Raw genomic sequence first — 23,807 nt, 5'->3', positions numbered from 1 at the left:
ATCTTCCACCTCTCTCATGTCTGACCTTTAATATTATTATAAATACCTAATAAGTTCATCACTTGATGTTATTGTGAAAGTTATGTGAAAAAAAGTGAATTTTTCTATTATATGATTACATCATATACATGTCCATAAATTTATACCTTAATGTTAATTAGGATAAATTTATGGACATATTCATGGTAAAAGAATTAAACTATATTTAATGGAGATGTATCCATAAGAGATAAAAATAAAAGTCAGATAGGAGTGTGACTTTATGAGACTTCACAGACTTTTAGGAATTATTATGCTGCTGGATTCAAGAGGTACAATGAAAGCAGGAAGCTTAGCTAAAATACTGGAGACCTCAGAAAGAACTATATATAGAGATATTGATATATTATGTGAAGCAGGGGTTCCTATTATGTCAATCCCTGGCCCCAGTGGTGGCTATTCCTTTATGGAAAACTATAAAATCAATTCAAACACCTTAGAAAGCGGAGATGTTGTTAATCTTTTACTCTCCAGTATGGGAGTTACATCAGAAAAGAATACAGAAGCTTCACAACAGTTACAAAATGCTATCATTAAGCTTGAAAACAGTGTATCAAAGGAACATCGAGATGAAATTATCAAAGCTAAAGAAAGATTTTTCATTGATTCAGAACCTTGGTGGGGAAAAAGGATACAGAATAAACATGTAGACATAATCAAGAAGTCAGTGTTAAATTTAAAAAAGCTAAAAATTTATTATAAAAAATATGATGGAGAAATATCAGAAAGAATTATATATCCCTATGGTGCAGTTATAAAAAATTCTCAATGGTACATGGTAGCTTTTTGTGAAATTAAAAATGAGATTAGAGTTTTCAAATGCAGTAGAATTCAAAATCTAGAGGTGTTAAAGGAAAATTTTGTTATGCCAGATAATTTTTCTCTAGAGGATTTTTGGGAAAAAAGTAAAAAGCAATTTGTAAAGCAATCTGCCTCTAAACTAGAATCTAATGCATATACTGTGAGGATTAAGTTCTACGAAGAAAAAAAAGGAATTCTCCAAGGTTTCACTGTACATTCATCTACAAAAATAGAAAATTACTGGATTTATGATATAGATATGCTAAGTTATGAAACTGCCTGCAATGTAATTTTTCCCTTTAGTGATGCATTAGAGGTTTTAGAACCACTAGAACTTCGTAACTTTATAATAAAAAAAGCAAGTGGAATTCTAACTTTATATAACTCATAATTTTATAGTATATAAGTTGCAATTAAGTTTCTACATTAAATAAATTAACTTAAATAGGGCTTCGCAGCAATAATATTGAAGTCCAATTTCAAACGTTTTTTAAGGAATGTATTTTTATTATTACAATTTGTATATGTCTTGAAAATCAACACTCTATAAAAAATAATTTAAAGAGAATCTAAATCCCTGACATAATAGTGTCAGGGATCACTTGTTATAATAAACACATCAAATAGTTGAAGGGAGATAATAATTATGGAAGGAAAAATTTTAAACATTAATGGCTTTAAGGCTGTAGGCATAACTTATTTTGGAAACAATAAAAACGGGGAAATTCCTAATCTTTGGGGAGCATTTAATAATAGCTATAAAAATATAAAAAATAAAAGCACATCCATGATATGTTATGGTATATGTGATGATGAAATGGATTCAGAAGGTAGATTCCATTATACCGCTTGTGCAGAGGTTGACAGCTTTGAGGATGTACCACAAGGTATGGAAACAAAAGTTGTCCCAGCAGGCAAATATCTTGTGTACACTTATGGCGGAACTATAACGGATTTAGGTAAATTCTATAATGATATATTTACCAAGCTACTTCCAGCCTCAGGACATGAAATTGATTATAGACCTCAACTTGAATTATATGATGAGAGATTTATGAGCAATGGAGAATTTGACATATATATTCCAATTAAATAATGATTTTATATAGGATAAAAAGGATATGTGTATGCATATCCTTTTATTGCTTAAAGAAATAAATTTATCTATAGCATATAACTTATCTCTTCAGCACATATTATCTTTATACACTGCACTCATCACAGTTAAAACTTTACATCTTATAATTTATATAAAGTAGGTGATTATAATTGTATAAAAACTTTAAAACAAGCATATCTATCTTATTAGTAATCTTAAGTATTCTCTATATTTTCATAGTAAGAAGTGAAATAGCGCAAGGTTTTACCCTCTCTCCAGATAATAGTGATGCGAATCTTGTTTTAGATTCATCAAATATCAAGGATATACCTAATAACTTTCGTAAATCTTCTGATAAAATAAATATAGAGAAGGATAAAAATTTAAATCTTAGTGGATTAAGCTCCTTAAATATCTCTGGTAGCAAACAATTTTCTGAAAGCAATCTTCCTTTAGTGATAAAATCCATAGGAACTCACTTCCCCATATCAATTGTTGATTTAAGACAAGAATCTCATGGCTTCATCAATGAATATCCTGTGAGTTGGGCTAACTCAAAAAATAATGCCAATATGGGTTTAACAAAGGATCAGGTTTTATTAGATGAAAATAATAAGCTAAATAGCATTCCCTTAAATACTCCTATTACCTTCTATAATAAGGATATGACTATAACTCCAACAAGGGTTAATTCTGAAAAACAGCTGGTTAATTCTAAAGGATTATCCTACGTTCGCATCCCTGTTACTGATGGCAAAACACCTACAGATGATATGGTTGATTATTTCGTAGAACTAGTAAAATCCCAGCCTAAAGATACTTGGCTTCATTTTCATTGTAAACAAGGTATTGGAAGAACTACTGTATTTATGATTATGTATGATATGCTTAAAAATTCAAATGAAGTTAGTAAGGATGATATTATAAAAAGACAGCTATTATTAGCTGGTTTTGATGAAAAGCATATTAAATCCTTTCATAATGAAGAAAGAGATAAGTTTCTCGAAGAATTTTATAAATACTCTAAAGAAAACGGAAATAATTTTAATACCAAATGGAGTGATTGGAAAAAAGCTACTATTAGTAGCTTTTTTCCTATTACTTCTATTTATGAAGATACTTCTTATTATATAAAAAATCCTAGAATTCCAAAGCTTTTATATGTTATTTCTCAAGATAAGATGACTCCTAGCGAAAGAACAATGATAGCTACTCTTCAAGGTGTGGTTAACAGTCATTCTTCTTCTCAAATATATACACTTAATACTTCACAACCAGATTATGAAATATGGTTAGAGGATTTAAAAAATAACCATGGAATCAATTATAAAAAAATTTCAGATCCCTGGAAATTATTAGATATATTCAAAGATTACGTTGATGGTTATGTACTTTATAGTAATAAAACTACAAAAGATCCATCAATAAACAATGCCTGCTCTCTTGCCTCCTTAAATAATTCCATTGCAATTGATGAAGCTATTGAAAGTAAAGTAAAGAACTATGGCATAACAAAATTTAAAGGAGATTGTAGAAATACAGATAATAGTTGGGCCTACAATAATTTGTGGAATTCTGGACTTAATCATTCAATGGTAATTCAACTTTCTCCTGAAAGGGATACCGCCCTAAGAGATTACGGTATAATGTCTAAATCCTTAGTATTTTATGAGGATAGTGTAAGTGATACTACTCTTAGAGATAAGATATTTTCTTCCATGGAAAGTGATTCTATTTGTTTAGGTTGGGGCCCAGATGAATTCATTAACGTAAGCACAGCTTCAAAACATGGTATAAGTATTGTTGCTGCAGATTGGTCTTATAATTTAACTGTTCTAAGTGCCTTTCCTTCCCTACCTCTAAGTCAAAAAGCTACTTCTAACCCTCCTACTAAAAAAACTGCTCATTATATAACTTTCATTATGTCTGATGGAGATAATCAACAGTGGAATCTTGGAACTAACTATGGGTCCTATAAATGGTACGGCTCTCCACATAGAGGAAATTTCAATTTAGGTTGGTCCTTAAGCCCCTCCTTATATTATCTATCTCCTACTGTTCTTGATTTATATTATAAAGATGCAAATCATGGAGCTGCTAATGATTATTTTGTAGTGTCTCCTTCTGGCAATGGATATATGTACCCAAGTAAATTTGATAAAGTTGCTCTAACTTCATATATTGATAGATTAAATAATTATATGAAAAATGTAGATGAGAAATATATAGCAATCATCGATGATTCCTCTTTTCACAATAACAATCTTTGGAATAAGTTTACTATTAAACCTAATATACATGGATTATTTTATCTTGATTATCATAAGCATGACCACTATCAAGGGGAAATTCTTTGGTCTAATGACAAGCCTATAGTCTCATGTAGAGATTTGCTTTGGGAGGGTTTAGAAAACGAAGATGAACTAGTAGCAAATATTAATCATAGAACCTCTTCTGATGAAATAGATATTTCTAATTCCAATAGCTATACCTTTGTTTATGTTCATGTGTGGAGTAAAGACTTAAGCAATGTTGAAAAGGTAGTAAATAAGTTAAAGGAAAATCCTAAAGTGGAAATAGTAACTCCTGAAATATTTATGGAGCTTATAAAGAATAATGTTAAGAGATGAAAAAAGATAATCCTGTGTTTAAAAACTGCAACTCTGTAAATAATTTAAGTGAGGTGATAAAAATGACTTATATATACTCAACTATTTACACATTGTTCTTATGGCTCTTTTTACTAATATTAATACCATTATTATCAAAACTTAACTTTATTCTTAAAGAAAAGATTCTAATTAAAAGATTGCAGTTTGGTATTATTTCTACTCAGGATTTGTACAATTTCGGCTACTCATCTTTTAAAAGAATATCAAAAATATTTCTTGAAAATGAAGGATATGTTGATATTAAATCAGCTAGATTATTATGTCGTAATGATGTTGATTTTATATGCAGTATTAGAACTAATGAAACTTACATACAATGTACTTTAGATGATTTAGCTGGAACAGATCACTGGGAATATACCCCCATTGGTAGAACTCATATTCAAAATTTTTTAGGTCAGATGGTTCATGATGATATTAAAATGGGTGTAATAATCACAAATGGTCACTTTTCTCAGGAAGCAGAAGAGTTTGTAGATAGACTACGTAATGAATATAATATTCTCCTAGTTGATGGCCTAACCCTTACAAAATATTTAAGAGAACTGAAAGAATCTGATAATCTTCATGGATGTCTTTTATATGATTAGAATTCCTGATTTTTTAATAATGTTTTATATAATTTTATTTATAGGCCCCTTACTCTCCATTTTCTCTAAGTTATCTAAAACTATTAAATATGTAATTATCTTATTTACTAAAATTAAATTAAGGGATGAACTATACAATTTATCTCCCCGCGAGTTTAAACTCTGGTGTAGTGAATTTTTAAAAACTAATGGATATTCTAATGTAGTTGTATCTCCATCTAGAGTTGATGGCGGAATTGACATAAAATGTACTAAAAATAGTGAAATTTTTTATGTTGAATGTAAAAGATATCGATTTTCGAAAGAGGCTCCCTTTAAAGTAGATGAAAATATTATAAAAAAACTTATTGGTACCATCACCGCTGATAAAGTAACTAATGGCATAATTATAACTACAGGAATTATAACTGATGAAGCTAAAGATTTTATAAGAACCTTACCCGAGGAAATAAACCTGCTTATTTATGATGGTAGTACCTTTGATACTTCATATGAATTAAGACCCTTCAAGCTTATTAATGCTGAATAAATTTTACTTATATATTTGAATCTCTCTTATTATATTATAAATGCTCTATTTTAGGTCATGGTTGATTTTAAAACTATATAGTATAAAAACACAAGGACTTGCTATTAACAAGTCCTTGTTATCATTGAAGTTTAAAAATCTCTTAAATAATATAGTTTTTAAATATTTCAACAGCTTAAATAAATTTTATAAAACACTCATTTACTAGCTTCTCTTATATTACTTCGCTACATTAGCAGCTACATTTAGTACATCCCAAGTTCTAGCAAAAGGTGGTGCATAGCATAAATCCAACATACCTAGCTCCTCTGTAGTCATCTTCTTAAATATTGCAGAGGCTAATACATCTACCCTTAATACTGCACCTTTTTCACCAATAATTTGTCCTCCAAGTAATACCTTTGTTTCACCATCATAAATTAGTTTTACATAGATATCACTTTGACCTGGATAATAATTGGCTTGATTTTTATCCTTTATGAATACTTTCTTGTAATTTATTCCCATTTTAATGGCATCCCCTTCAGAAATCCCTGTTCTACCAGCTTCTAAATTCATTACCTTTATAGCTGCAGAACCTAAGGTTCCTTGAAAAGAAATTCTCTTTCCTGCAAGGTTTTCTCCAACAATTCTTCCTATCTTATTTGCTGTAGTTGCAAGTGGTATATATACATTTTCTTTTTTAATTAAATGATATACACTAGCGCAATCTCCAGCTGCATAAATGTCTTTTATGCTAGTTTCGCCATATTCATTTATAACTAGTGCTCCATTCCTAAGCATTTCTATCCCTGTAGACTTTAAAAACGCCGTATTAGGTCTTACTCCTGTGCATATAATTACTAAATCGGCCTTGTAGCTTCCCTTATCTGTGATTACTTCTTCTACCTTTTCAGTTCCTTTAAAAGCTTTAACGGACTCATTTAAATTAAGTGCTACTCCATGATCTAATAATTCTTTTTCCATAATTGAAGTAATTTCTTCATCAAAGGTATCAGGTAAAATTCTAGAATCTAACTGAATTACCCTTACATTTTTCCCTAGTTTTTTCATTGCCTCTACAGTTTCAATACCAATAAATCCTGCACCTATTATAACTATATCTTTAATCTCATCCTTTTTTGCTACTTCTTTTATTTCTAATCCATCACTAAATTCCTTTAAGGTAAATACATTCTTTAGATTTACATTTTCTATAGGTGGAATTATAGCACTAGCTCCTGTGGCAACCATAAGCACATCATATTTATCATCAAATATATTACCTGTAGATAAATCTTTCACCGTTACAGTTCTACTTACTGTATTTATTTTTAAAACCTCATGTTTTATCTTTACATCAATTCCACTCTCTATAAATTTATTTAATGGTCTTGCTATCATGGTATTCGAATCCTCATAGAAATTACCTACATAATAAGGTAATCCACAAGCTCCCCAAGAAACTACCTCTGATTTTTCATAAACCACTACTTGAGAGTTAGAATCTGTTCTTTTAGCCTTTGATGCAGCACTCATTCCTGCTGCTACACCACCTATGATTATAATCTTCATAGCTCTTCCTCCAATCACGTAAAATTTTAACTGGCTTCCTCAACCTCTTTATTATTATATACTTCTACATCTAATTCCTTCATAATTTTTCCTGAAACTACTCCCGCTATCATAGAGCCACTTACATTCAATGCTGTTCTAGCCATATCTATTAGTGGTTCAATAGCAATCAATAATCCTACTAATCCTACTGGAAAACCTAATGCCGAGAATACAGTTAATGCTGCAAAAGTTGCTCCACCACCTACGCCTGCAATTCCGAAAGAGCTTAGTGTAGTTATAAGTATTAGTTTCACTAGGAATCCTGGTGACATTGGATTAATGCCTAATGTTGGCGCTACCATCACCGCTAACATAGCCGGATAAATTCCTGCACATCCATTTTGACCTATACTAACTCCTAAAGATGCTGAAAGATTTGCAACTCCCTCTGAAACTCCTAGTTTATCAATTTGAGTCTTGATATTTAATGGCAATGCCCCAGCACTAGTTCTTGATGTAAATGAAAATATAAGCACCGATGCTGACTTTTTTAAATAGGTAATAGGATTTAGTTTAAATAGCATTAGAATAATAAAGTGTACAATAAACATTATCAATATAGCTACATATGAAGCTACTACAAATTTCATAAGTCCAAGAATTTGCGAAAATTTACTAGTTGAAACCATTGTTGTCATAAGAGCTAACACTCCAAAAGGAGTTAATCTTAAAACTAAAGTTACCATACGCATTACCACATCATGCAGTGCATTTAAAAATCCAATAAATAGCTCTGCTGATTGAGGTCTTTTCTTCTTAATTCCTAGTGTTGCAATTCCAATAAAGCCTGCAAAAAATACCACTGACAATGTAGGTGAATCACCTTGCCCTGTCAAAGAATAGAAAGGATTAGTTGGAATTATGTTTATAATTTGATCTTGAACTGTTTTTTGCTGCAAACTACCTAGTTTTTCTTCCAATTCTTCTCCTCTCTTGATCTCTGTATCTCCTGTTTGTAATCCTTCTACACTTAGTCCGAAAGTGTTAGCTGTGGTTGCACCTACTAATGCTGATACTGCCGTAGTAAGTAAAAGTACAATAAGAATTATTCCTGTCAACTTTCCAAGATTGCTAGATTTTTGATTAATTATAGCACAAGTAATTGACACAAAGATAAGTGGCATTACTATCATTTTTAATAGTCTTACATATCCACTTCCAACCACGTTGAACCAATTATTAGCTCCCTCAATAACTGGAGAACCCACTCCAAAAATAACTTGAAGTATTGCTCCATACACAATTCCTACTATTAAGGCTGTAAGCACTCTAGCAGTAAAGGAATAGTGTTTTTTCTGCATCCAAAATATTCCTCCAATTAAAATAGCCATCACTGCTATGTTTAGAATTATTAATAATGTGTCATTCATTTTTTCATCCTCCTCTTATTATAATATCTACTCTATATTTATAAATGACGCTAACTCATTTAATGTTACACTATAGTTATAAATATAATATAACCCATTGTCTATATAATATTAATTAGTCAGAATTATTTTGATAATTGATATATTTTAATTAAATTGTGCCATGATAAAACAAAAGAACTCTCAATTGAGAGTTCTCTAAACTATATAACTGTAATAAATTACTGTATATTAAGCCATACCTAATGCTTTATTTACTATCTGATTTGATCTAGTTGAAGCATCTATTATCTTTTCATAAAGGCCATTACCATTATACCCTTCATTCAAATATTTATTTTCATAATACTCAAATGGTAAGTTAGAATTATTAGCATTTAAATGCTTTGCTAGATTTCTATCTTTCATTAATTTTCTAGCTTGAACTCTATATTTATTCCTTAAAGAATGAGCTTGTATCGCCTGTTCTTTTATTGATAATGATTTATCTATTTCATTAATAATATTTTTATCGTGGTAATTATACCATAATCTTACCTCTAAATTATCTAGTCTTCCTATTGCTTTTGCGTATATTTTAAAATTATTAGTCGTTCTAACCCTTTTAACCTTTCTTCATCTCATTTCTACCCTTTATATTATATCTTATATATTAATATTTATCAAATACTACATTTTCCAACCGTTGACTCAAGTAATCCCAAAATAAAGTGTATTCACAAATACTATAGCATTATTTAGGTTTTACTCCTCCAGCAATATATCTACGTGATTTTCAATTTTTGAGGGATTACACTTAATAACAATGAATATAAACCCTAATACTCCAATTAATCCTATAATAGCAAATATCACATACCCAATTTAGGATGATAATATTTATTATGAATAGCACTTGTATATCAGGCATTAGATGACTAGCCTTCATACCTCTAACATAGTTAAAGTTAAGATCAAAATTAAAGGCAGTAAGAATAATTCTTACTGCCACATATTATCTATATACTTTCACTGACTTCATAAGAATTTTTAAATTCTACTCCCTCTAAAAAACTCTCTAATCTATCTTTATTCCTTCTATTTATATAAAATTTAATCTCTTTATCATAAAAGTTATCATAGTATTTTGGTATATAAAATATAATAGCTCTGTTTCCATGTTTATCTTCTTTATTCCACTTGTATCTTTCTATTTCGTCCCATTTATAGATATCTTTTCTTATATAAATACCATCATCTCTTACTTCATTTCTCGTTCCTGTTATCAAGCCTGGTCCCAAACATAGAATTTGCATTATCATTGTTTTTATCATATATATAGGTATATCTCTCTTAGTAATAAAGAATTCTAAAATAAAGAAGATGAAGAACCCTACACTCATTATTCCTAATAATAAATCATTATTAATCCTTATTATTCCCTTAGTGATAATTACTTTGTCTTCTTTGATTTTTCTAAATTCACTTACTAAATTTTCTATCCCAAATATAATAGCTAATATAATTAACCCATTAAATATATATTCTTTCATAATATCCCCCATATATCCTCACCCTAGAACAGTTGCTTATAGCTTAAATAATATGGTTAATTATACCATGAATATTAGATTAATTCCAATGTGTATAATATTGGAACTACACATTCTACATTGTAAATTCTAATTAATTCTTCTACCATTGTTTTGTCCATGACCAATCACAACAATCTTATTGTCTTCTTCCATGTATATCTATTTCCAACTAACTTAAATCCGACTGATTCATATATCTATCTATACTAATTGTCCTTCAACATCAAGTATCCATGCTCTAACAGATTCAATGATGGCTTCAATACTTCCTTCTTCAAAAGGATTTTTTAAGTTTCCTAATTTAATCACCTCTATAAATGGCATACTTCCCCCTGCTCTACATACTTTCATATAATCTTCCCAAGCTTCTTCCCTACCTTCCTTGGCTTTACTCCAGAAATTAAATGCAGCAACCTGTGCTAATCCATAATCAATATAGTAAAAAGGTCCCCAGAAAATATGAGATTGGCGTAGCCAGTATGCTCCCTTATCAAGGAATTCATTCTCTTCATAATCTCTATAAGGAAGATATTTCTTTTCAAGTTCTCTCCAGAAACTATTTCTCTCTTCTGCTGTTGCCTCAGGTTTTTCATAAACAAAATGCTGAAATTCATCGACAGCAACAATGTATGCTACTAAAAATAATGCATTACACATATGTGAAAATTTATATTTTTCTCCATCTTCACCGAAAAAGTCTTTTACCCATGGCTCAGTTAAAAATTCCATGCTCATAGAGTGAATTTCACTTACATCCTCAGGTCCCATGCAGTACTCTGGTATTTCATACTCTCTACATAAGTAATTTTGAAAGGCATGTCCAGCTTCATGAGTAAACACATTAAAGTCTTCTATAGTTCCCCTATATACAGAGTATATAAATGGCGCCTTATATTTAGGAATATATTCACAGAATCCCCCTTCTTCTTTCCCCTCTCTTTTCTCAATATCAAAAAGGTCTCTTTCAACCATGTATTTAAAAAATTCATTGGTCTCTGGTGATAATTCCTCATACATTTTTAAGGTCTTCTTTATAATTAAATCAATATCCCCTTTTAACTTAGCATTACCACTTAAAAAATGTACTGGTTCATCGTAATATTTCATTTTATCTATTCCAAGCCTCTTACCTTGCCTTCTTATAAGTTCCTCATTTAATGGTACAACATACCCTAATATCTGTTTTCTGAATTTGGCCACCATGTCTTTATCGTAGCCAATTCTATTCATACGTGCATATCCCATATCAACAAAGTTCTCATAGCCCATCTTTAATGCCATACCATGTCTTAGTTTAACAAACCTATTAAATAAATCTTGCATTTCTTTTTCATGTTCTTTATATAATTCTGTTTGAGCTTCATATGCTCTCTTTCTCATAATTCTATGTTGAGAATTTATATAAGGGTCAAAATCCCATGGTCCAAGCTCTTCTCCTTCAAATTCCCTCTTAAAAGATTGACCTAAATTAACATATTCAGTTATTAACTTTTTCTCCTGCTGTAGATCTTCTATTATTTCATCAGAAACACACCTCATCTTCTTTTCTGCTAAATCAAAGAGCTGGTCTCCATATTTTTCCTTAAGCATGCCCCTAAATTTTGAGCCATTTAGTGCTTTATAATATTCACAAACTAATCCCTCTAAAATAGGCTCAGCCTCATTATAATAATCAATTTCGCTACTATAAAATTTCCTATTTACTCCTAAATTTTTTCTTAATTCACTTATGACTCTCATTGATGTAAATTCATTTCTTATATCATTAATTTCACTTATTATTGAACACTGCTCCTCAAAAGAACTAGCATCTTCGAATCTCTTTATTAATTCATGAACTTACTTCTGAATATCTTCTATATCTGCTCTCTTATATTTAAAATCTCCAAATTTCATAACTTACTCCTTTTAAATTTACATTTTTATGCACAGAATCTTAAATTCTCCTCTTAATATATCCACATATCTCCCACAAAAACTTATCTATTTTCCTTACAATCTTTAATTTTTTTATCTCATAATTTTTAAACTCTCATAATCCTTACTCTCCTGCAATTTCCTTTAACAAAAATCATACTATTTATCATATTAACTTTATATATCCAAAATAATTCTGTACTAAAGTTGAGCAAAAATTCAACTTCTTAAACATAAAAAAGACATTCCTTATTTTATTAAGAAATGTCCTTTAATATAAAAATTTAGTAAGTATATAGATTTCAATAATGAAACTACATTGTACAAATAAGCTTAAATATATATAATGTTACAACCAATTATTAAATTTCTTAATGTACATTGTTTTTACAATTTGTGTTAATGTACAATAAGATAACAAAATTCCTACAAGCCATGGAAAATAAGATAATGGTAGTGGTTGAAGTCCTACTGAAGCTCCAAAGGCTGTAAATGGTAAACATATACCTGCTGCAATTATAATACCTGTTAATAAAAGTACTGGAGTTGTAGCTCTACTTTGTATAAATGGTATCTTTTTAGTTCTAATCATGTGTACAATAAGAGTTTGAGATAAAAGTCCTTCAATAAACCAACCTGATTGGAATAGTGATTGCATCGCTGGAGTGTTTGCTTTGAATACAAACCACATTACCAAATAAGTCGTTATATCAAATAAAGAACTTATCGGACCAATAAAAATCATAAATCTTCCAATATCATCTGCATTCCATTTTCTTGGTTTCCTTAAATATTCACTATCCATTGTGTCCCATGGAATAGAAATTTGAGATACATCATAAAATAAATTCTGTATTAAAAGATGAATAGGTAACATAGGTAAAAATGGTAAAAACGCACTAGCAACTAGCACACTAAATACATTACCAAAGTTTGAACTTGCAGTCATCTTTATATACTTTATTATATTTCCAAAAACCTTTCGCCCCTCTATAACTCCTTCTTCAAGCACCATTAAGCTCTTCTCAAGTAAAATTATATCTGCAGATTCTTTTGCAATATCTACAGCAGTATCAACAGAAATTCCAACATCTGATTGACGTAAAGCTGCAGCATCATTTATTCCATCGCCCATGTAGCCCACAGTATGACCTTTATCTTGAAGTATTTTTATTATTCGTGATTTTTGAAGTGGAGAAAGTTTCGCAAACACATTAGTTGTATCTACTACTTCAGATAAATCCTCATCACTCATACTTTCCACATCAGTTCCAAGAAGTATATTACTAACTTTTAAGCCAACTTCACTGCATATTTTTAATGTTACGGCATCATTATCACCAGTAAGTATTTTTACTTCTACACCATTTTCGCTAAGTGCTTTTATGGCATCTACCGCAGATTCCTTTGGTGGGTCTAGAAATCCTATATATCCCATAATAACCATATTACTTTCATCTGCCACACTAAAGTTGTTTTCGTCAGGTATATCATTTTTCTGTGCAACTGCAATAACTCTCATACCTTCATTATTTAATTTAGTTACCATATCAAGAATTTCATTTTTTATATCATCTGTAAGTTCTACTACATTTCCTTTATATTCTGCCAAAGTACAGATTGAGAGCATTTCTTCCACGGCACCCTTTGTTACAAGCTGTCTTTTTCCTTCTTGATCTTTTAATACTACCGACATTCTTCTTCTTGAAAAATCAAATGGAATTTCATCTACTTTTGTATAATTATTTTCAAGTTCAGTAAAGCCATTTTCTTTTCCATGCTCTAATATTGCTACATCCATCAAATTACGAAGTCCTGTCTGATAAAAGCTATTTAAGTAACCATGCCTTAATACTCTTAAATCTTCTTCTCCATGAATATCTAAATGTCTTTCAACAACTATCTTATCAAGAGTTAAAGTTCCTGTTTTATCAGTACATAACACATCCATTGCACCAAAGTTCTGTATGGCATCAAGTTTTTTTACTACAGTCTTACGCTTTGCCATAACAACAGCACCTTTTGCAAGATTTGTTGTCACAATCATTGGTAACATTTCTGGTGTAAGCCCAACCGCTATTGATATTGCGAAGAGTAGAGCTTCTAACCAATCTCCTTTTGAGATACCATTTACTAAAAATACTATAGGTACCATAACAAGCATGAATTTTATAATCAGGATGCTTACGCTATTTACTCCCTTTTCAAAACTTGTTTGGGTTTTAGTTCCTACTAAATTTGATGCCATAGACCCCAAATAGGTATCATTTCCTGTAGCAACAACTACGGCAGTAGCACTTCCACTTATAATATTTGTTCCTAGCAAACATATATTATCAAGTTCAGCAACACTTAAATCTTTACCTGGTTTTTTTAATATTGAATATTTCTCAACTGGCTCTGATTCTCCTGTTAAAGAAGATTGGCTAACGAATAAGTCCTTACTATTTATTATTCTAACATCAGCAGGTATCATATCTCCTGCTGCAAGATATACTATATCCCCAGGTACAATTTCTGACATATCTATTTCATTAGTTCCTGATTCTTTTCTACATACTGCTGCAGTTGTTCTTACTAAAGCTTTTAGTTTTTCAGCAGCCTTGCCTGATTTAAATTCCTGAAAAAACTTTAAAAATCCACTTATAGCTACCATTATGCCGATAACAATTGAAGTTGTATAACTTCTATCTTCTGGAGCAGCAACCACAACATCAGTTATTAGAGATACTACTGCAAGAGCTAATAAAACTAACACAAATGGATTAATAAATGCTTTAATTAACTGTACATACCATGGTGTTGGCCTTTCATGAGCTATCTGATTCAAGCCATGCTTTTCAAATCTACTTTCTGCTTCCTTCATTGCTAAACCATTGATATTTGTATTTAGTTTATCATAAACTTTTTCTAAATCCATCATACTGAAATCAAAAAGTCTGGTTGTATTTTCTTTTACTCTGTTTTGAATATTTACTTTTCTTTTCTTCATCATAATTTACACCTCCAAATTCATAAAAAAGACAATAGAAAACTAAAGGTTAACTAAATATATTTTTAACCTTTTAGAGCTTTTTAACTCTTTAAATAATAAAATAAAATTGGTATTCAATAGCGTATGAATTTTTCGATAAAGAACATTTGAAGATAATAAGATTTGATTTATAGAAATGTATACATAATGGATACTATTTTTAATAACTTGAAATTAAACTTCACTCAGAAAAGAATGATGTCTAACACTTGGATATTCAGTTCTCTTTAAATATATACACTTATCTTCACTGTCCATACTACTATCGCTAGAGTCCATTCTTTTCCACCTCCAAAAATTTAAAATAGAATATAAAAAAAACCTCGTCAAAAATTGAACATGACGAAGGCATCATTAATAACGCTTTCTCGTTCAAGTTTTGGCTCTTCAAGGCAATGAAGTTGCATTAGATTAAGCCTTCTTTGTTCGGCAAAACCTGCTAACCAGTTCAGAATGTTTCCACCCTTTTACGGCAGCAACCCGTATCCTTGTAGTAACCTCACCTACCGAGGTTTTATTAAATTTACACTTTTATGTTATTCTAATATGGTAAAATTGTCAACCTTTTTTTAATACAACTAAATTTCGCATGCAAATCTTCTTGTTCCTAATATCACACTTCTTTTTACATCTTTAGGATCAGTAATTTCATGTTTTTCTTTAGCATGCTTTTTAAAATTTCTCTCACTATACTTACTTTCTTACGCCCTTATAAAAATCTAAAATAATATTTGTTGGAAATAATCTCTTCTCAAATAAAATAATCGTTGATAAAATACCTTGTATGAGTCCAATGATAAAAAATATAACATGTAGTGCTACAACAGCCTGAAGCATTATGCATTGTACGATAATCCAAATTACTAGTGCCCAGCTAAAAATACTACTTATATAACCTTGGAATTTCAACCTAAAACGAAATATTATAGCACTAACAATATTTCCAACTCCAATGACAGTAAATAATATAATACCTGGTATTAAATAGCTAGTGAAAGGTGAGTTTTTTAAAGGCTCAACTGACATCCCCATTGGAGCTAAAGGGTTAGTAATTGCAGCTAGTCCTCCAGCCATTGCTCCTATTCCTACAAATAAATGTAGCCAAAATAATGACAGATTCACTATTTTCATACATATTCCCCCTTAAATATTCTATTTTTATAACATTTAATTTTATTTACTGCATATTAATAAAAATATATCTATACAGCTTATTCCAATGAAAGTCCTAACTCTTAAATTTGCATTGTTAATATAGGCTATCTCTAAAACTTATATTACTTCCATAAAGTTTGAGACATACCACTTTGGTATATGTGTTTCAAAATCATCGTACCATTTTAAGACTGATTCCGTTTGCTCAAGCATAATATTTACTTCTTCTTCTCCAAAAGGAACTGCCCAAGGAATTGATGAAAGCTGGTTACTAGCAATATACAATGCCATCAGCTTGAAAAATAAATCAGGTACCTTATAATTAAAATATGAATTAATATATCCAGATGCAAATAATTCGCTTTTATTTACGCACCAAGTAATACGATTAAACTCCTCCCATGGATCACCATAATCAAACCTGTTAAAATCAATGATACCCAATTCTCCTGATTTTGTAATAATCATATTTCCAATATGATAATCACCATGCTGAAAAGACTGTGGTCGATTTTCTAAGAGATGACGATTTTCTTCAATATAATTTATTATCTTATCTGCTCCCCTTAAATGAATTCCACAGGCTTTATAGCTTGCTATCTTTCTATCTATTTTGTTATTAAAATGTTCTGACCATGATATTTGATTTTTAGGAGCAGGTAGCTCGTGTATTTGCCTTAATATCTCTCCTGCTTTAATTCCAATTTTATATTGTTGTTTATCGCTAAGTGTAGGAAGAACAATTTCTGCATCCTCACCACTTACCCAAGTGAGTAAAATAAAAACTTCTTCACCCTTATTACACACTCCAAAATCAATTGGTTTAGACATTAAAATATCTCTATGTTCAAGCTGTTTTACTGCTTGAAATTCCTTCAGCTTATTTTCATACTGAGATATATCTGATATTCTAAGTAATAATTCTTCACCATCTTCCCTTTTGATATAATATTTTCTATCACTTGACCAACCTTTATTGATTTCTTTTACTATATGCCATGTACTGGAACTTGGTATATCCTTATATATTTCCATCAGTATTACTCCTCCATAAATATCCCTAATAATCAAGTTATTTTAAATCTAGTAAAAATGTACTTCTCATAAGTTTATTTAATTACTTATTAATGCCTATTTAAAACCAATCTTCTATGCTCAAAGGTTCTGTAAATTTCAAATCCAAGACTTTTGTAAAGATTGATAGCTACCTTATTCCAAGCCACTACACCTAATGTGATTTTTTCAGGATCTCTTTCGAGAGCTAAGTTCAATGTAGCCTCCATTGTTTTTCTTCCATAACCCTTTCCTTGATGCTTTGGTACTACAAATACATCATCAATATCTTCATCCTTTATTATTGAATCAATATCATTTTTATTATATGCTCTAACCATCTTTTTTTTCCTCACTTTAATTTTGTATAATTATAATCTAGGAATGGCATTTCTCATCCTGCACATAGACCAATGAAAAGTTGTCACTTTTATTTCATCACATAAATCCCAAATAGTATTGAGTATCCTAAGTTCCACATTACGTTTAAACAACTCTGAAAACAGATCCGTGATTTCAATCTTATTAATTGGTACTTGTGCTTTTTCACTGACATAGTATCCTGCTACTTCATCCTGTAAATAGAAGTCAGATACATCAAATTCATATAGATATAAAGTAGTGTCTTTCATAATATTAAACCATTTGCTTTCTATCGCTACAACATGGCTACATTCTTTAGACGATATATGCTTTTGGATATGGTAAGTCTCTGTATCTTTTCCTATATGATAAGTAACTCTTGGGCAATCTCTTGGAGTTAGAAAATTAGGAAGGCAAGTTTCATTTATAGCCCACACCAGACCAACATTTTTATCTAAATCGTCCCTTGAAGGTATCCGTGGATGAAATATCTTTATATCACTTTCTTCGCTAACATGAAATAGTCGCATATTAATAATATCCTCTATATTTATGTATTCCTAAAACCCTATTTAAAACCCTATCTTGCTTTAGGATAATCAAAACTATTATCCTAAATCTATGTAGTAAAATTATAGCATACCTTATATTGAATAAATTACATTTTATATCTATTTGTTATCCTAAAAACATCTCTTGATAATAAATAAAGATTCCGTTATAATATAGTATATTTGGGGAATAACTCTATTACAATGGAATCTAAATTAAATGTTTAATTATTGTTTTTTGCATGGAATATAAAAATCAAGTATTAAAGTTTTCTGCCCATTATTTTTAGGTATTCCAAATCTTGAATCTGTATACACTTCGCAGGCAAAGTAATTTTCCCAATCAACGCTATATCCATTTTCATTGATTCCTTCTACTGTTAAGCTATGTGCATTAGGATAAATATCAAACTCCTCCCCCTCAATCCATGCTTTTGCAATGGTACAAAATGGTATGTCATAAGAAGCATATCCATGGGGTATAGGCGTATTTTCTTTCATAAACATACCTACCACATAGGTAAAGGTTCCATCCTCTTCGCAATAATCTCTCATATATCCAATATAATCATCTGAAATTTCAGTAGGTATATAATCACTAAGTTTTAAAAGATTTTCATAAGTGCCATCTGAAAAGCATTGTTGCCAGAGAGACGGAATCGTTTGATACTCTGTTTTATAAATAGGATTAAAAGCTTCATTTTTTGTCCTTATTTCTTTGCCCACAATCTTATACGGTCCAAAATTTATAAATTCTATTTTTTTAAGTATAGCCATTTTCATCTTTCCCTTCTACATTTCTCATATTATAAATTATTTTTTACTAATTGGTATCCACAGCTCGTTTTGAGGATTATGTCCTGGCGGATAATAACATTCAATTGCAGGTAAGTCAGCAAGAGCATACCCTGATGTAGGAACCCACTGATCATATAAAGCCTTCCAACTCTTTGGCATATCTCCAAGAGTTGGTACCTCAAAAACTACCCACTGACTTTCTGGGAAGCTTATCTTTTCCATATCTACTGGAGCTTCTTTTTCGTATGGAGTAGCTGTGTAATAAATAAAATCATCCTTCTTCCCCCAGTCTTCTTCTGATAAAATACCAATAATACCACTTAATTGTTTATTTGAATTTTCATCTATTAGTTTAAATAATTTATTCCCAATTTCACTTTGTCCCGTTTCTTGCCAAATCCTAGGTATTAAGCTAAATGCATTTCCCATGCTTACACCATGTCTAACCCCTACAGCACTAAATGCATGAAGGTTTTCAATTCGATAATTCATTTCTGTACCTCCCATAATTGAAATATGAAAAGACATAGGTGGGTAAGCCTTCAACTTTGCCCCTGATTTACGTGCAGCTATAGGTGGAATGCCATGAATTTCATTAAAGGCTCGAGTGAAAGCTGCATGAGATTCATAGCCATACTTCTGCGCAATGTCCATAATACTTATATTGCTTTGTTGTAATTCAAAAGCAGCAAGCGTTAACCTTCTGCGTCTAATATATTCAGATAAAGGTATCTCTGTAATAAAAACGAACATACGCTGAAAGTGGTAATTGGGGCAACACGCAATCCTTGCAATTTCTCTATAATCTATATCTTCAATAATATTATCTTCAATATAATCTATGGCTAAGTTCATTCTCTTAAGCCAATCCATTGTTTATCCCCCTTTCAATTACAAGTTTATCAGAGTAGCTAAAACCCTGCTTTGCAATTATTGTACTAAAAATGCAAAGTCTTAAACCATTCCTCTGCTAATATTCCATACTCATAGGTATCATTCCAAATTGAGTTTCTTTTTTTATCATACTTAAAGAATATATTTTTTCTTAGATGCCCTTCTCTTCTCATGTTTAACCGCTCTAACACTTTTCATGATGGAATGTTTTCTGGATTACACATAGCAATTATTCTGTATGCGTTTAATTGTTGAAATCCATATCTTAAAATTTCTCTACAACTTTCTGTAGCATAACCTTTTCCTTGATATATAGGATTAAAAACATATCCTACCCTTTCTCCTTTAACTCGTTCATTTGTTCTTTTGTAAAAATTTCATTCCAATCATAATGCATGGAATCAGTTAATGCTCCTAACAAGACCATTGTTACAATTTCAGGAGTAAAACATTTTAGACAATTTTTCATATTATCTAAAAAATTATCTTCAGTAATCTTAATTGAATGCATCATAAAATTCTTTTAACTCATCCTTAGTTTCCTTTGAAAGACTATGCCATCTCATCCCTTGTATAGCACCTTCTAATGCACATAACCTATTAAAACAAGCAGAAGGGTCTAAAGCCTTGATGTTTAACCAAGCCTGTTTACTTCCTATTTCCTTTAACTGGTCAGCTGTCTCAATACCAACTTCATTGAGCTGCTCTTCTAAGATTTTTCCTATATTAGGTAACATAGATAAATTCCCCATCTATTGATCCTCCTTTAAAATAAACCGAAATCTAACTTTCTTTCATATATCTTACATATATTTTTTTAAATGCATTCTCTTCATTCTGAAATTTTAATTTATTTTCAATGCTTCTTGCACATTCTTCAATTGAATTTTCATATGTATTTACCTCTAAATCATAAATATCATTAAAATTCATATTGCTTAATTGATATTTGGCTTGTCCAATCTCTCTATCTCCACGTTCTAATTCTCTTCTCTCTAATTCATGTAAGGGACAATTCACCTTTACAAAAATAACAGGCATATCATGCAATAATTCTACACATTCTTTTAACCAATTTTCATGATGGTTTTCGATGACCGTATCGACTATCACATCTTTCCCACTTTTACATAAATATAAAATAAAACTATGCATTGTATGTGCAGCTGAATTTTCAGTATTTACAAAATCATTGTCAAGAAACTTTTCATGTACCATATCACAGAATGTATCAAGTTGAACATGATAAAATTTTTCTTCTGAAAATTCTTGTATCTTTGTTGCTAATGAACTTTTTCCAGAACTTGATGTGCCATTTAAAAATATAATTTTGCCTTCTTCCATTTTATCCCCTACTTACTTTTATAAATTTAATTTTATATTTCTTGTTATAACTAAAGATTCTTTCTAATACACAATCTTAAAATAACTCTTTATGATTCTTAAAATAATAAATTATTGTTCATGAAAATTATAACATATTTTGTTAAATTATCGATAATATGTTTATAGTTATAATATAAAAAACAATAGGATAAATTTTTCTAATTTCCCCATTGTTTTCTAATGATTTATATTATTTAAAAAATACCTATTACTCTACAAGCTTACCATATACTATAAGTCAAATTTTTTTATAACCTTTAATTTTTAGGTATTATAATTGTTCCCCTTTCCGGCATAGGTTTACTATCTATATCTTTAAAATAAAGGGGTAATCCCTCTGCAAAAATCGGATAAATTACTTTATTTGGATCTTGGCGTTGATGATGTATATGTAAATGAGGTTCAGAGGTTGAGCCTGAGTTCCCAACTTTTCCAATAACCTGTCCTTCCTTTACCTTATCACCTACTTGCACATTTACACTACCTTTTTTTAGATGATTCAACAATAAAAAAGTATCTGTTTCATCTATCTTTATATAAACATGATTTCCTTCCATAGACAAAAACTCTTCTGTATTTGGCACTATATCCTCTTCATCATCATAAGCCGCTATGATTGTTCCAGACACTGGTGCAATTACCTCCTTATCATAAATTCCATAATCACTAAGGTTCTTGCTCCCCACATTTTCTGGTTCCATAACTAAATCATAGGCCCATCTTTCAGATGCCCATATCGCATGTGGTTCATTTAAACTTACACTATTGCCACCCCAGCCAACAATTGTCTTCTCCTTTAATGGCCATTTTACTGTAATTGAGGGCTTGCTTTTATCAATATTAGTTGGATACTCAATTTTAAAAATATTCATGAGCATTAACATAGGAAATGCAAGAAAAATTGATAATATTACAGAAGTTACTACTTTGAAACGTTTCTTCTTTTTTACTAAACTTATAATTAAAAATATTAAATTAATAAATAACAACATAATACCAATTGGTGCAAAAAACATTTTAACTAACGCCCATGCCACTGCTCCTGTTATTCCCTGAATAAAAAAAATACTTGTCCATGAACCAATTAAAATAATAGCCACTATATAATTAAATGTCTTAATAAAATCTACTTTTTTCATTTTATTCTCCAATCTATAATCTTAATTTACACTACTATAATAACTCTTACTTCTTAATTTTATCTGTATAAATTTCTTAACTTTCTCTTAATAAAGGATGGATTTAGTACTTTTTTATTGGCTATCTAATATATACTCGTTCACATACTGTCTCCATTCTTCATAACTATTATCATACTCTTCAAATATTGTACTAAACCCAATCTTATTATGAAGATTGATAGCTGCAATTTGATTAGACTATCTCAAACTCTAAACAGTTATTAGCCCCATTAGGTATCTTTTTCCATATTGCTTTTTTCTCATCTTCAGGTAAGAAAGCAAAATACTTTGTTTTATTTGATGAACTTTTTAAATCAAACCTACACCATTCATTTACCTTTGGGGAGCCAAAACATACTTCCATATTAATCTCCGTCACATCGTATATCACTGACCAAAGGGTCCCAAACCTACTTGAATAATTATGACAGCATGTTCCTAGCGGAATAAGATCTGATTGAATAGCTTTTATTATGTTTTTATCAACATATGGAATCTCATTATTAATACGTAATTCCATTGCCATATGTCTAGCTACAGAATCCCAATATCTAGCATTGTCATATTTCAGCATTTGCTTAGTACTGAAATGATTAGCAGCACATAGATACTGCTTAGAGTCAAAAGCATTAATTCTTTCAATGGATTTTTTCGAATTTGCTACTTCAATCAATGCTGAATTTGCATTTTTATCTGCAACAATAAAATTGGTATATGTTGATGTGGGAATATCTTTAATTAAATCTATAGCTTCATTAACATTTGCACATAGATCTAATACTGCCCTAATGATAAACCAAAATTCAACCCCCTCACTATTTGATGTCTGTCCAGGAGCTGCATTGGACATACTGATGCATAGTCCATGTTCATTTATACCATCATTGCGCCCTATCCCTAATTCAGAAAAACCCATATGACTGGCCTTTCCTTCTACTCTCGTTGTAATAAGGCATAAATCTGCTTCCTGAGGCCAATATTCATAATTTCTTGCAAGATAAACAGGTCCGTTGCTAGTTATTTTAGGAAGAAGAACTATCTGACTGCAACCTCACTGTCTTATGTAATTTCTTTACAACATCCCATTTTCACTATATATTATAATCAATAAAATTTAAAAATTTCTAGAAAATTTATATATAAAAAAATAGTAGCTTACCTAAAATTGTATGCTACTATTTTCTTATTTCTTACTTTTTTTATTT

24 protein-coding genes and 1 riboswitch are annotated in these 23,807 nt (G+C 30.4%); of the genes, 5 read left to right on the top strand and 19 right to left on the bottom strand.

Translation table 11 applies throughout. The annotated features are described in order from the left end of the window. Window positions 1–262 precede the first annotated feature (262 nt). The 5 genes from ACI48Q_RS01420 (at window position 263) to ACI48Q_RS01400 (ending at window position 5,730) form a co-directional block, all read left to right on the top strand. Window positions 263–1,231 carry a helix-turn-helix transcriptional regulator gene (locus ACI48Q_RS01420; RefSeq protein WP_474917259.1) on the top strand — a complete coding sequence of 323 codons (969 nt, stop codon included), beginning with the start codon at window positions 263–265 and terminating at the stop codon, window positions 1,229–1,231. A gap of 255 nt (window positions 1,232–1,486) precedes the next feature. Beyond that, window positions 1,487–1,936: a GyrI-like domain-containing protein gene (locus ACI48Q_RS01415; RefSeq protein ID WP_474917258.1), complete on the top strand. Its 450-nt coding sequence runs from the start codon at window positions 1,487–1,489 to the stop codon at window positions 1,934–1,936. Between the two features lie 224 nt (window positions 1,937–2,160). Next, entirely contained in the window at window positions 2,161–4,569 is a 2,409-nt protein-coding gene (locus tag ACI48Q_RS01410; protein WP_474918314.1) for a GxGYxYP domain-containing protein, read from the top strand. 62 nt (window positions 4,570–4,631) lie between these two features. After that, window positions 4,632–5,201 carry a restriction endonuclease gene (locus ACI48Q_RS01405; RefSeq protein ID WP_474917257.1) on the top strand — a complete coding sequence of 190 codons (570 nt, stop codon included), beginning with the start codon at window positions 4,632–4,634 and terminating at the stop codon, window positions 5,199–5,201. Beyond that, complete coding sequence (locus ACI48Q_RS01400; RefSeq protein WP_474917256.1) at window positions 5,194–5,730, top strand: restriction endonuclease; 537 nt, start codon at window positions 5,194–5,196, stop codon at window positions 5,728–5,730. Before ACI48Q_RS01405 ends, ACI48Q_RS01400 begins: the two co-directional genes overlap by 8 nt. A gap of 219 nt (window positions 5,731–5,949) precedes the next feature. Here the strand turns inward: ACI48Q_RS01400 and ACI48Q_RS01395 are convergent, their stop codons facing one another. The 19 genes from ACI48Q_RS01395 to ACI48Q_RS01305 form a co-directional block, all read right to left on the bottom strand. Then, a complete protein-coding gene (locus ACI48Q_RS01395; RefSeq protein WP_474917255.1) occupies window positions 5,950–7,284 on the bottom strand; it encodes a CoA-disulfide reductase in 1,335 nt (444 codons plus the stop codon). A gap of 26 nt (window positions 7,285–7,310) precedes the next feature. Next, window positions 7,311–8,696 (bottom strand): L-cystine transporter, encoded by a 1,386-nt coding sequence (locus tag ACI48Q_RS01390; RefSeq protein ID WP_474917254.1) that lies wholly within the window; start codon window positions 8,694–8,696, stop codon window positions 7,311–7,313. A 231-nt stretch (window positions 8,697–8,927) separates the two neighbouring features. Then, the gene (locus tag ACI48Q_RS01385) at window positions 8,928–9,104 is read right to left on the bottom strand and encodes a hypothetical protein (protein ID WP_474917253.1); all 177 of its coding nucleotides are present in this window, start codon (window positions 9,102–9,104) and stop codon (window positions 8,928–8,930) included. Window positions 9,105–9,694: 590 nt separating this feature from the next. Continuing rightward, entirely contained in the window at window positions 9,695–10,228 is a 534-nt protein-coding gene (locus tag ACI48Q_RS01380) for a hypothetical protein (RefSeq protein WP_474917252.1), read from the bottom strand. A 243-nt stretch (window positions 10,229–10,471) separates the two neighbouring features. Then, window positions 10,472–12,097 (bottom strand): M3 family oligoendopeptidase, encoded by a 1,626-nt coding sequence (locus ACI48Q_RS01375; RefSeq protein WP_474918313.1) that lies wholly within the window; start codon window positions 12,095–12,097, stop codon window positions 10,472–10,474. A 439-nt stretch (window positions 12,098–12,536) separates the two neighbouring features. Beyond that, window positions 12,537–15,182: a magnesium-translocating P-type ATPase gene (gene mgtA, locus ACI48Q_RS01370; RefSeq protein WP_474917251.1), complete on the bottom strand. Its 2,646-nt coding sequence runs from the start codon at window positions 15,180–15,182 to the stop codon at window positions 12,537–12,539. Between the two features lie 395 nt (window positions 15,183–15,577). Beyond that, window positions 15,578–15,739: riboswitch (M-box (ykoK) riboswitch) on the bottom strand. A gap of 175 nt (window positions 15,740–15,914) precedes the next feature. Beyond that, entirely contained in the window at window positions 15,915–16,352 is a 438-nt protein-coding gene (locus ACI48Q_RS01365; protein WP_474917250.1) for a hypothetical protein, read from the bottom strand. 141 nt (window positions 16,353–16,493) lie between these two features. Next, window positions 16,494–17,411 (bottom strand): aminoglycoside phosphotransferase family protein, encoded by a 918-nt coding sequence (locus ACI48Q_RS01360; RefSeq protein ID WP_474917249.1) that lies wholly within the window; start codon window positions 17,409–17,411, stop codon window positions 16,494–16,496. 89 nt (window positions 17,412–17,500) lie between these two features. Beyond that, window positions 17,501–17,770 carry a GNAT family N-acetyltransferase gene (locus ACI48Q_RS01355; RefSeq protein ID WP_474917248.1) on the bottom strand — a complete coding sequence of 90 codons (270 nt, stop codon included), beginning with the start codon at window positions 17,768–17,770 and terminating at the stop codon, window positions 17,501–17,503. 30 nt (window positions 17,771–17,800) lie between these two features. Then, entirely contained in the window at window positions 17,801–18,322 is a 522-nt protein-coding gene (locus ACI48Q_RS01350; protein WP_474917247.1) for a DUF6886 family protein, read from the bottom strand. A 249-nt stretch (window positions 18,323–18,571) separates the two neighbouring features. Further along, complete coding sequence (locus ACI48Q_RS01345) at window positions 18,572–19,126, bottom strand: GyrI-like domain-containing protein (protein WP_474917246.1); 555 nt, start codon at window positions 19,124–19,126, stop codon at window positions 18,572–18,574. 30 nt (window positions 19,127–19,156) lie between these two features. Next, entirely contained in the window at window positions 19,157–20,014 is an 858-nt protein-coding gene (locus ACI48Q_RS01340) for an AraC family transcriptional regulator (RefSeq protein ID WP_474917245.1), read from the bottom strand. 65 nt (window positions 20,015–20,079) lie between these two features. After that, window positions 20,080–20,208: a hypothetical protein gene (locus ACI48Q_RS01335; RefSeq protein WP_474917244.1), complete on the bottom strand. Its 129-nt coding sequence runs from the start codon at window positions 20,206–20,208 to the stop codon at window positions 20,080–20,082. A gap of 21 nt (window positions 20,209–20,229) precedes the next feature. After that, window positions 20,230–20,349, bottom strand: coding sequence for a GNAT family N-acetyltransferase (locus ACI48Q_RS01330; protein ID WP_474918312.1), 120 nt, complete (start codon window positions 20,347–20,349; stop codon window positions 20,230–20,232). 17 nt (window positions 20,350–20,366) lie between these two features. Next, window positions 20,367–20,549 (bottom strand): hypothetical protein, encoded by a 183-nt coding sequence (locus ACI48Q_RS01325; protein ID WP_474917243.1) that lies wholly within the window; start codon window positions 20,547–20,549, stop codon window positions 20,367–20,369. After that, window positions 20,533–20,787 (bottom strand): TfoX/Sxy family protein, encoded by a 255-nt coding sequence (locus ACI48Q_RS01320; protein ID WP_474917242.1) that lies wholly within the window; start codon window positions 20,785–20,787, stop codon window positions 20,533–20,535. The genes ACI48Q_RS01325 and ACI48Q_RS01320 overlap by 17 nt, the downstream gene beginning before the upstream one ends. A 31-nt stretch (window positions 20,788–20,818) precedes the next feature. Continuing rightward, a complete protein-coding gene (locus ACI48Q_RS01315; protein ID WP_474917241.1) occupies window positions 20,819–21,379 on the bottom strand; it encodes a chloramphenicol phosphotransferase CPT family protein in 561 nt (186 codons plus the stop codon). A 299-nt stretch (window positions 21,380–21,678) separates the two neighbouring features. Beyond that, window positions 21,679–22,560 (bottom strand): M23 family metallopeptidase, encoded by an 882-nt coding sequence (locus ACI48Q_RS01310; RefSeq protein WP_474917240.1) that lies wholly within the window; start codon window positions 22,558–22,560, stop codon window positions 21,679–21,681. A 235-nt stretch (window positions 22,561–22,795) separates the two neighbouring features. Continuing rightward, window positions 22,796–23,641, bottom strand: coding sequence for a C45 family autoproteolytic acyltransferase/hydolase (locus ACI48Q_RS01305; protein ID WP_474918311.1), 846 nt, complete (start codon window positions 23,639–23,641; stop codon window positions 22,796–22,798). Window positions 23,642–23,807: the final 166 nt, after the last annotated feature.

This window comes from Clostridium sp. LXY-7 (assembly GCF_056172015.1).
This window is presented reverse-complemented; position numbering and strand designations above follow the sequence as displayed.

Excerpts from the sequence above, each read along its gene's own strand:
- ACI48Q_RS01400 (WP_474917256.1), top strand. The coding sequence starts at position 5,194 with ATGATTAGAATTCCTGATTTTTTAATAATGTTTTATATAATTTTATTT.
- ACI48Q_RS01310 (WP_474917240.1), bottom strand. The coding sequence starts at position 22,560 with ATGAAAAAAGTAGATTTTATTAAGACATTTAATTATATAGTGGCTATT.
- ACI48Q_RS01415 (WP_474917258.1), top strand. The coding sequence starts at position 1,487 with ATGGAAGGAAAAATTTTAAACATTAATGGCTTTAAGGCTGTAGGCATA.
- ACI48Q_RS01360 (WP_474917249.1), bottom strand. The coding sequence starts at position 17,411 with ATGGAAATATATAAGGATATACCAAGTTCCAGTACATGGCATATAGTA.
- ACI48Q_RS01315 (WP_474917241.1), bottom strand. The coding sequence starts at position 21,379 with ATGGAAGAAGGCAAAATTATATTTTTAAATGGCACATCAAGTTCTGGA.
- ACI48Q_RS01320 (WP_474917242.1), bottom strand. The coding sequence starts at position 20,787 with ATGGGGAATTTATCTATGTTACCTAATATAGGAAAAATCTTAGAAGAG.
- mgtA (WP_474917251.1), bottom strand. The coding sequence starts at position 15,182 with ATGATGAAGAAAAGAAAAGTAAATATTCAAAACAGAGTAAAAGAAAAT.
- ACI48Q_RS01335 (WP_474917244.1), bottom strand. The coding sequence starts at position 20,208 with ATGAGAAGAGAAGGGCATCTAAGAAAAAATATATTCTTTAAGTATGAT.
- ACI48Q_RS01365 (WP_474917250.1), bottom strand. The coding sequence starts at position 16,352 with ATGAAAATAGTGAATCTGTCATTATTTTGGCTACATTTATTTGTAGGA.
- ACI48Q_RS01390 (WP_474917254.1), bottom strand. The coding sequence starts at position 8,696 with ATGAATGACACATTATTAATAATTCTAAACATAGCAGTGATGGCTATT.
- ACI48Q_RS01355 (WP_474917248.1), bottom strand. The coding sequence starts at position 17,770 with ATGGTTAGAGCATATAATAAAAATGATATTGATTCAATAATAAAGGAT.
- ACI48Q_RS01350 (WP_474917247.1), bottom strand. The coding sequence starts at position 18,322 with ATGCGACTATTTCATGTTAGCGAAGAAAGTGATATAAAGATATTTCAT.
- ACI48Q_RS01380 (WP_474917252.1), bottom strand. The coding sequence starts at position 10,228 with ATGAAAGAATATATATTTAATGGGTTAATTATATTAGCTATTATATTT.
- ACI48Q_RS01420 (WP_474917259.1), top strand. The coding sequence starts at position 263 with ATGAGACTTCACAGACTTTTAGGAATTATTATGCTGCTGGATTCAAGA.
- ACI48Q_RS01325 (WP_474917243.1), bottom strand. The coding sequence starts at position 20,549 with ATGATGCATTCAATTAAGATTACTGAAGATAATTTTTTAGATAATATG.
- ACI48Q_RS01340 (WP_474917245.1), bottom strand. The coding sequence starts at position 20,014 with ATGGATTGGCTTAAGAGAATGAACTTAGCCATAGATTATATTGAAGAT.
- ACI48Q_RS01345 (WP_474917246.1), bottom strand. The coding sequence starts at position 19,126 with ATGAAAATGGCTATACTTAAAAAAATAGAATTTATAAATTTTGGACCG.
- ACI48Q_RS01385 (WP_474917253.1), bottom strand. The coding sequence starts at position 9,104 with ATGAAAGATAGAAATCTAGCAAAGCATTTAAATGCTAATAATTCTAAC.
- ACI48Q_RS01405 (WP_474917257.1), top strand. The coding sequence starts at position 4,632 with ATGACTTATATATACTCAACTATTTACACATTGTTCTTATGGCTCTTT.
- ACI48Q_RS01395 (WP_474917255.1), bottom strand. The coding sequence starts at position 7,284 with ATGAAGATTATAATCATAGGTGGTGTAGCAGCAGGAATGAGTGCTGCA.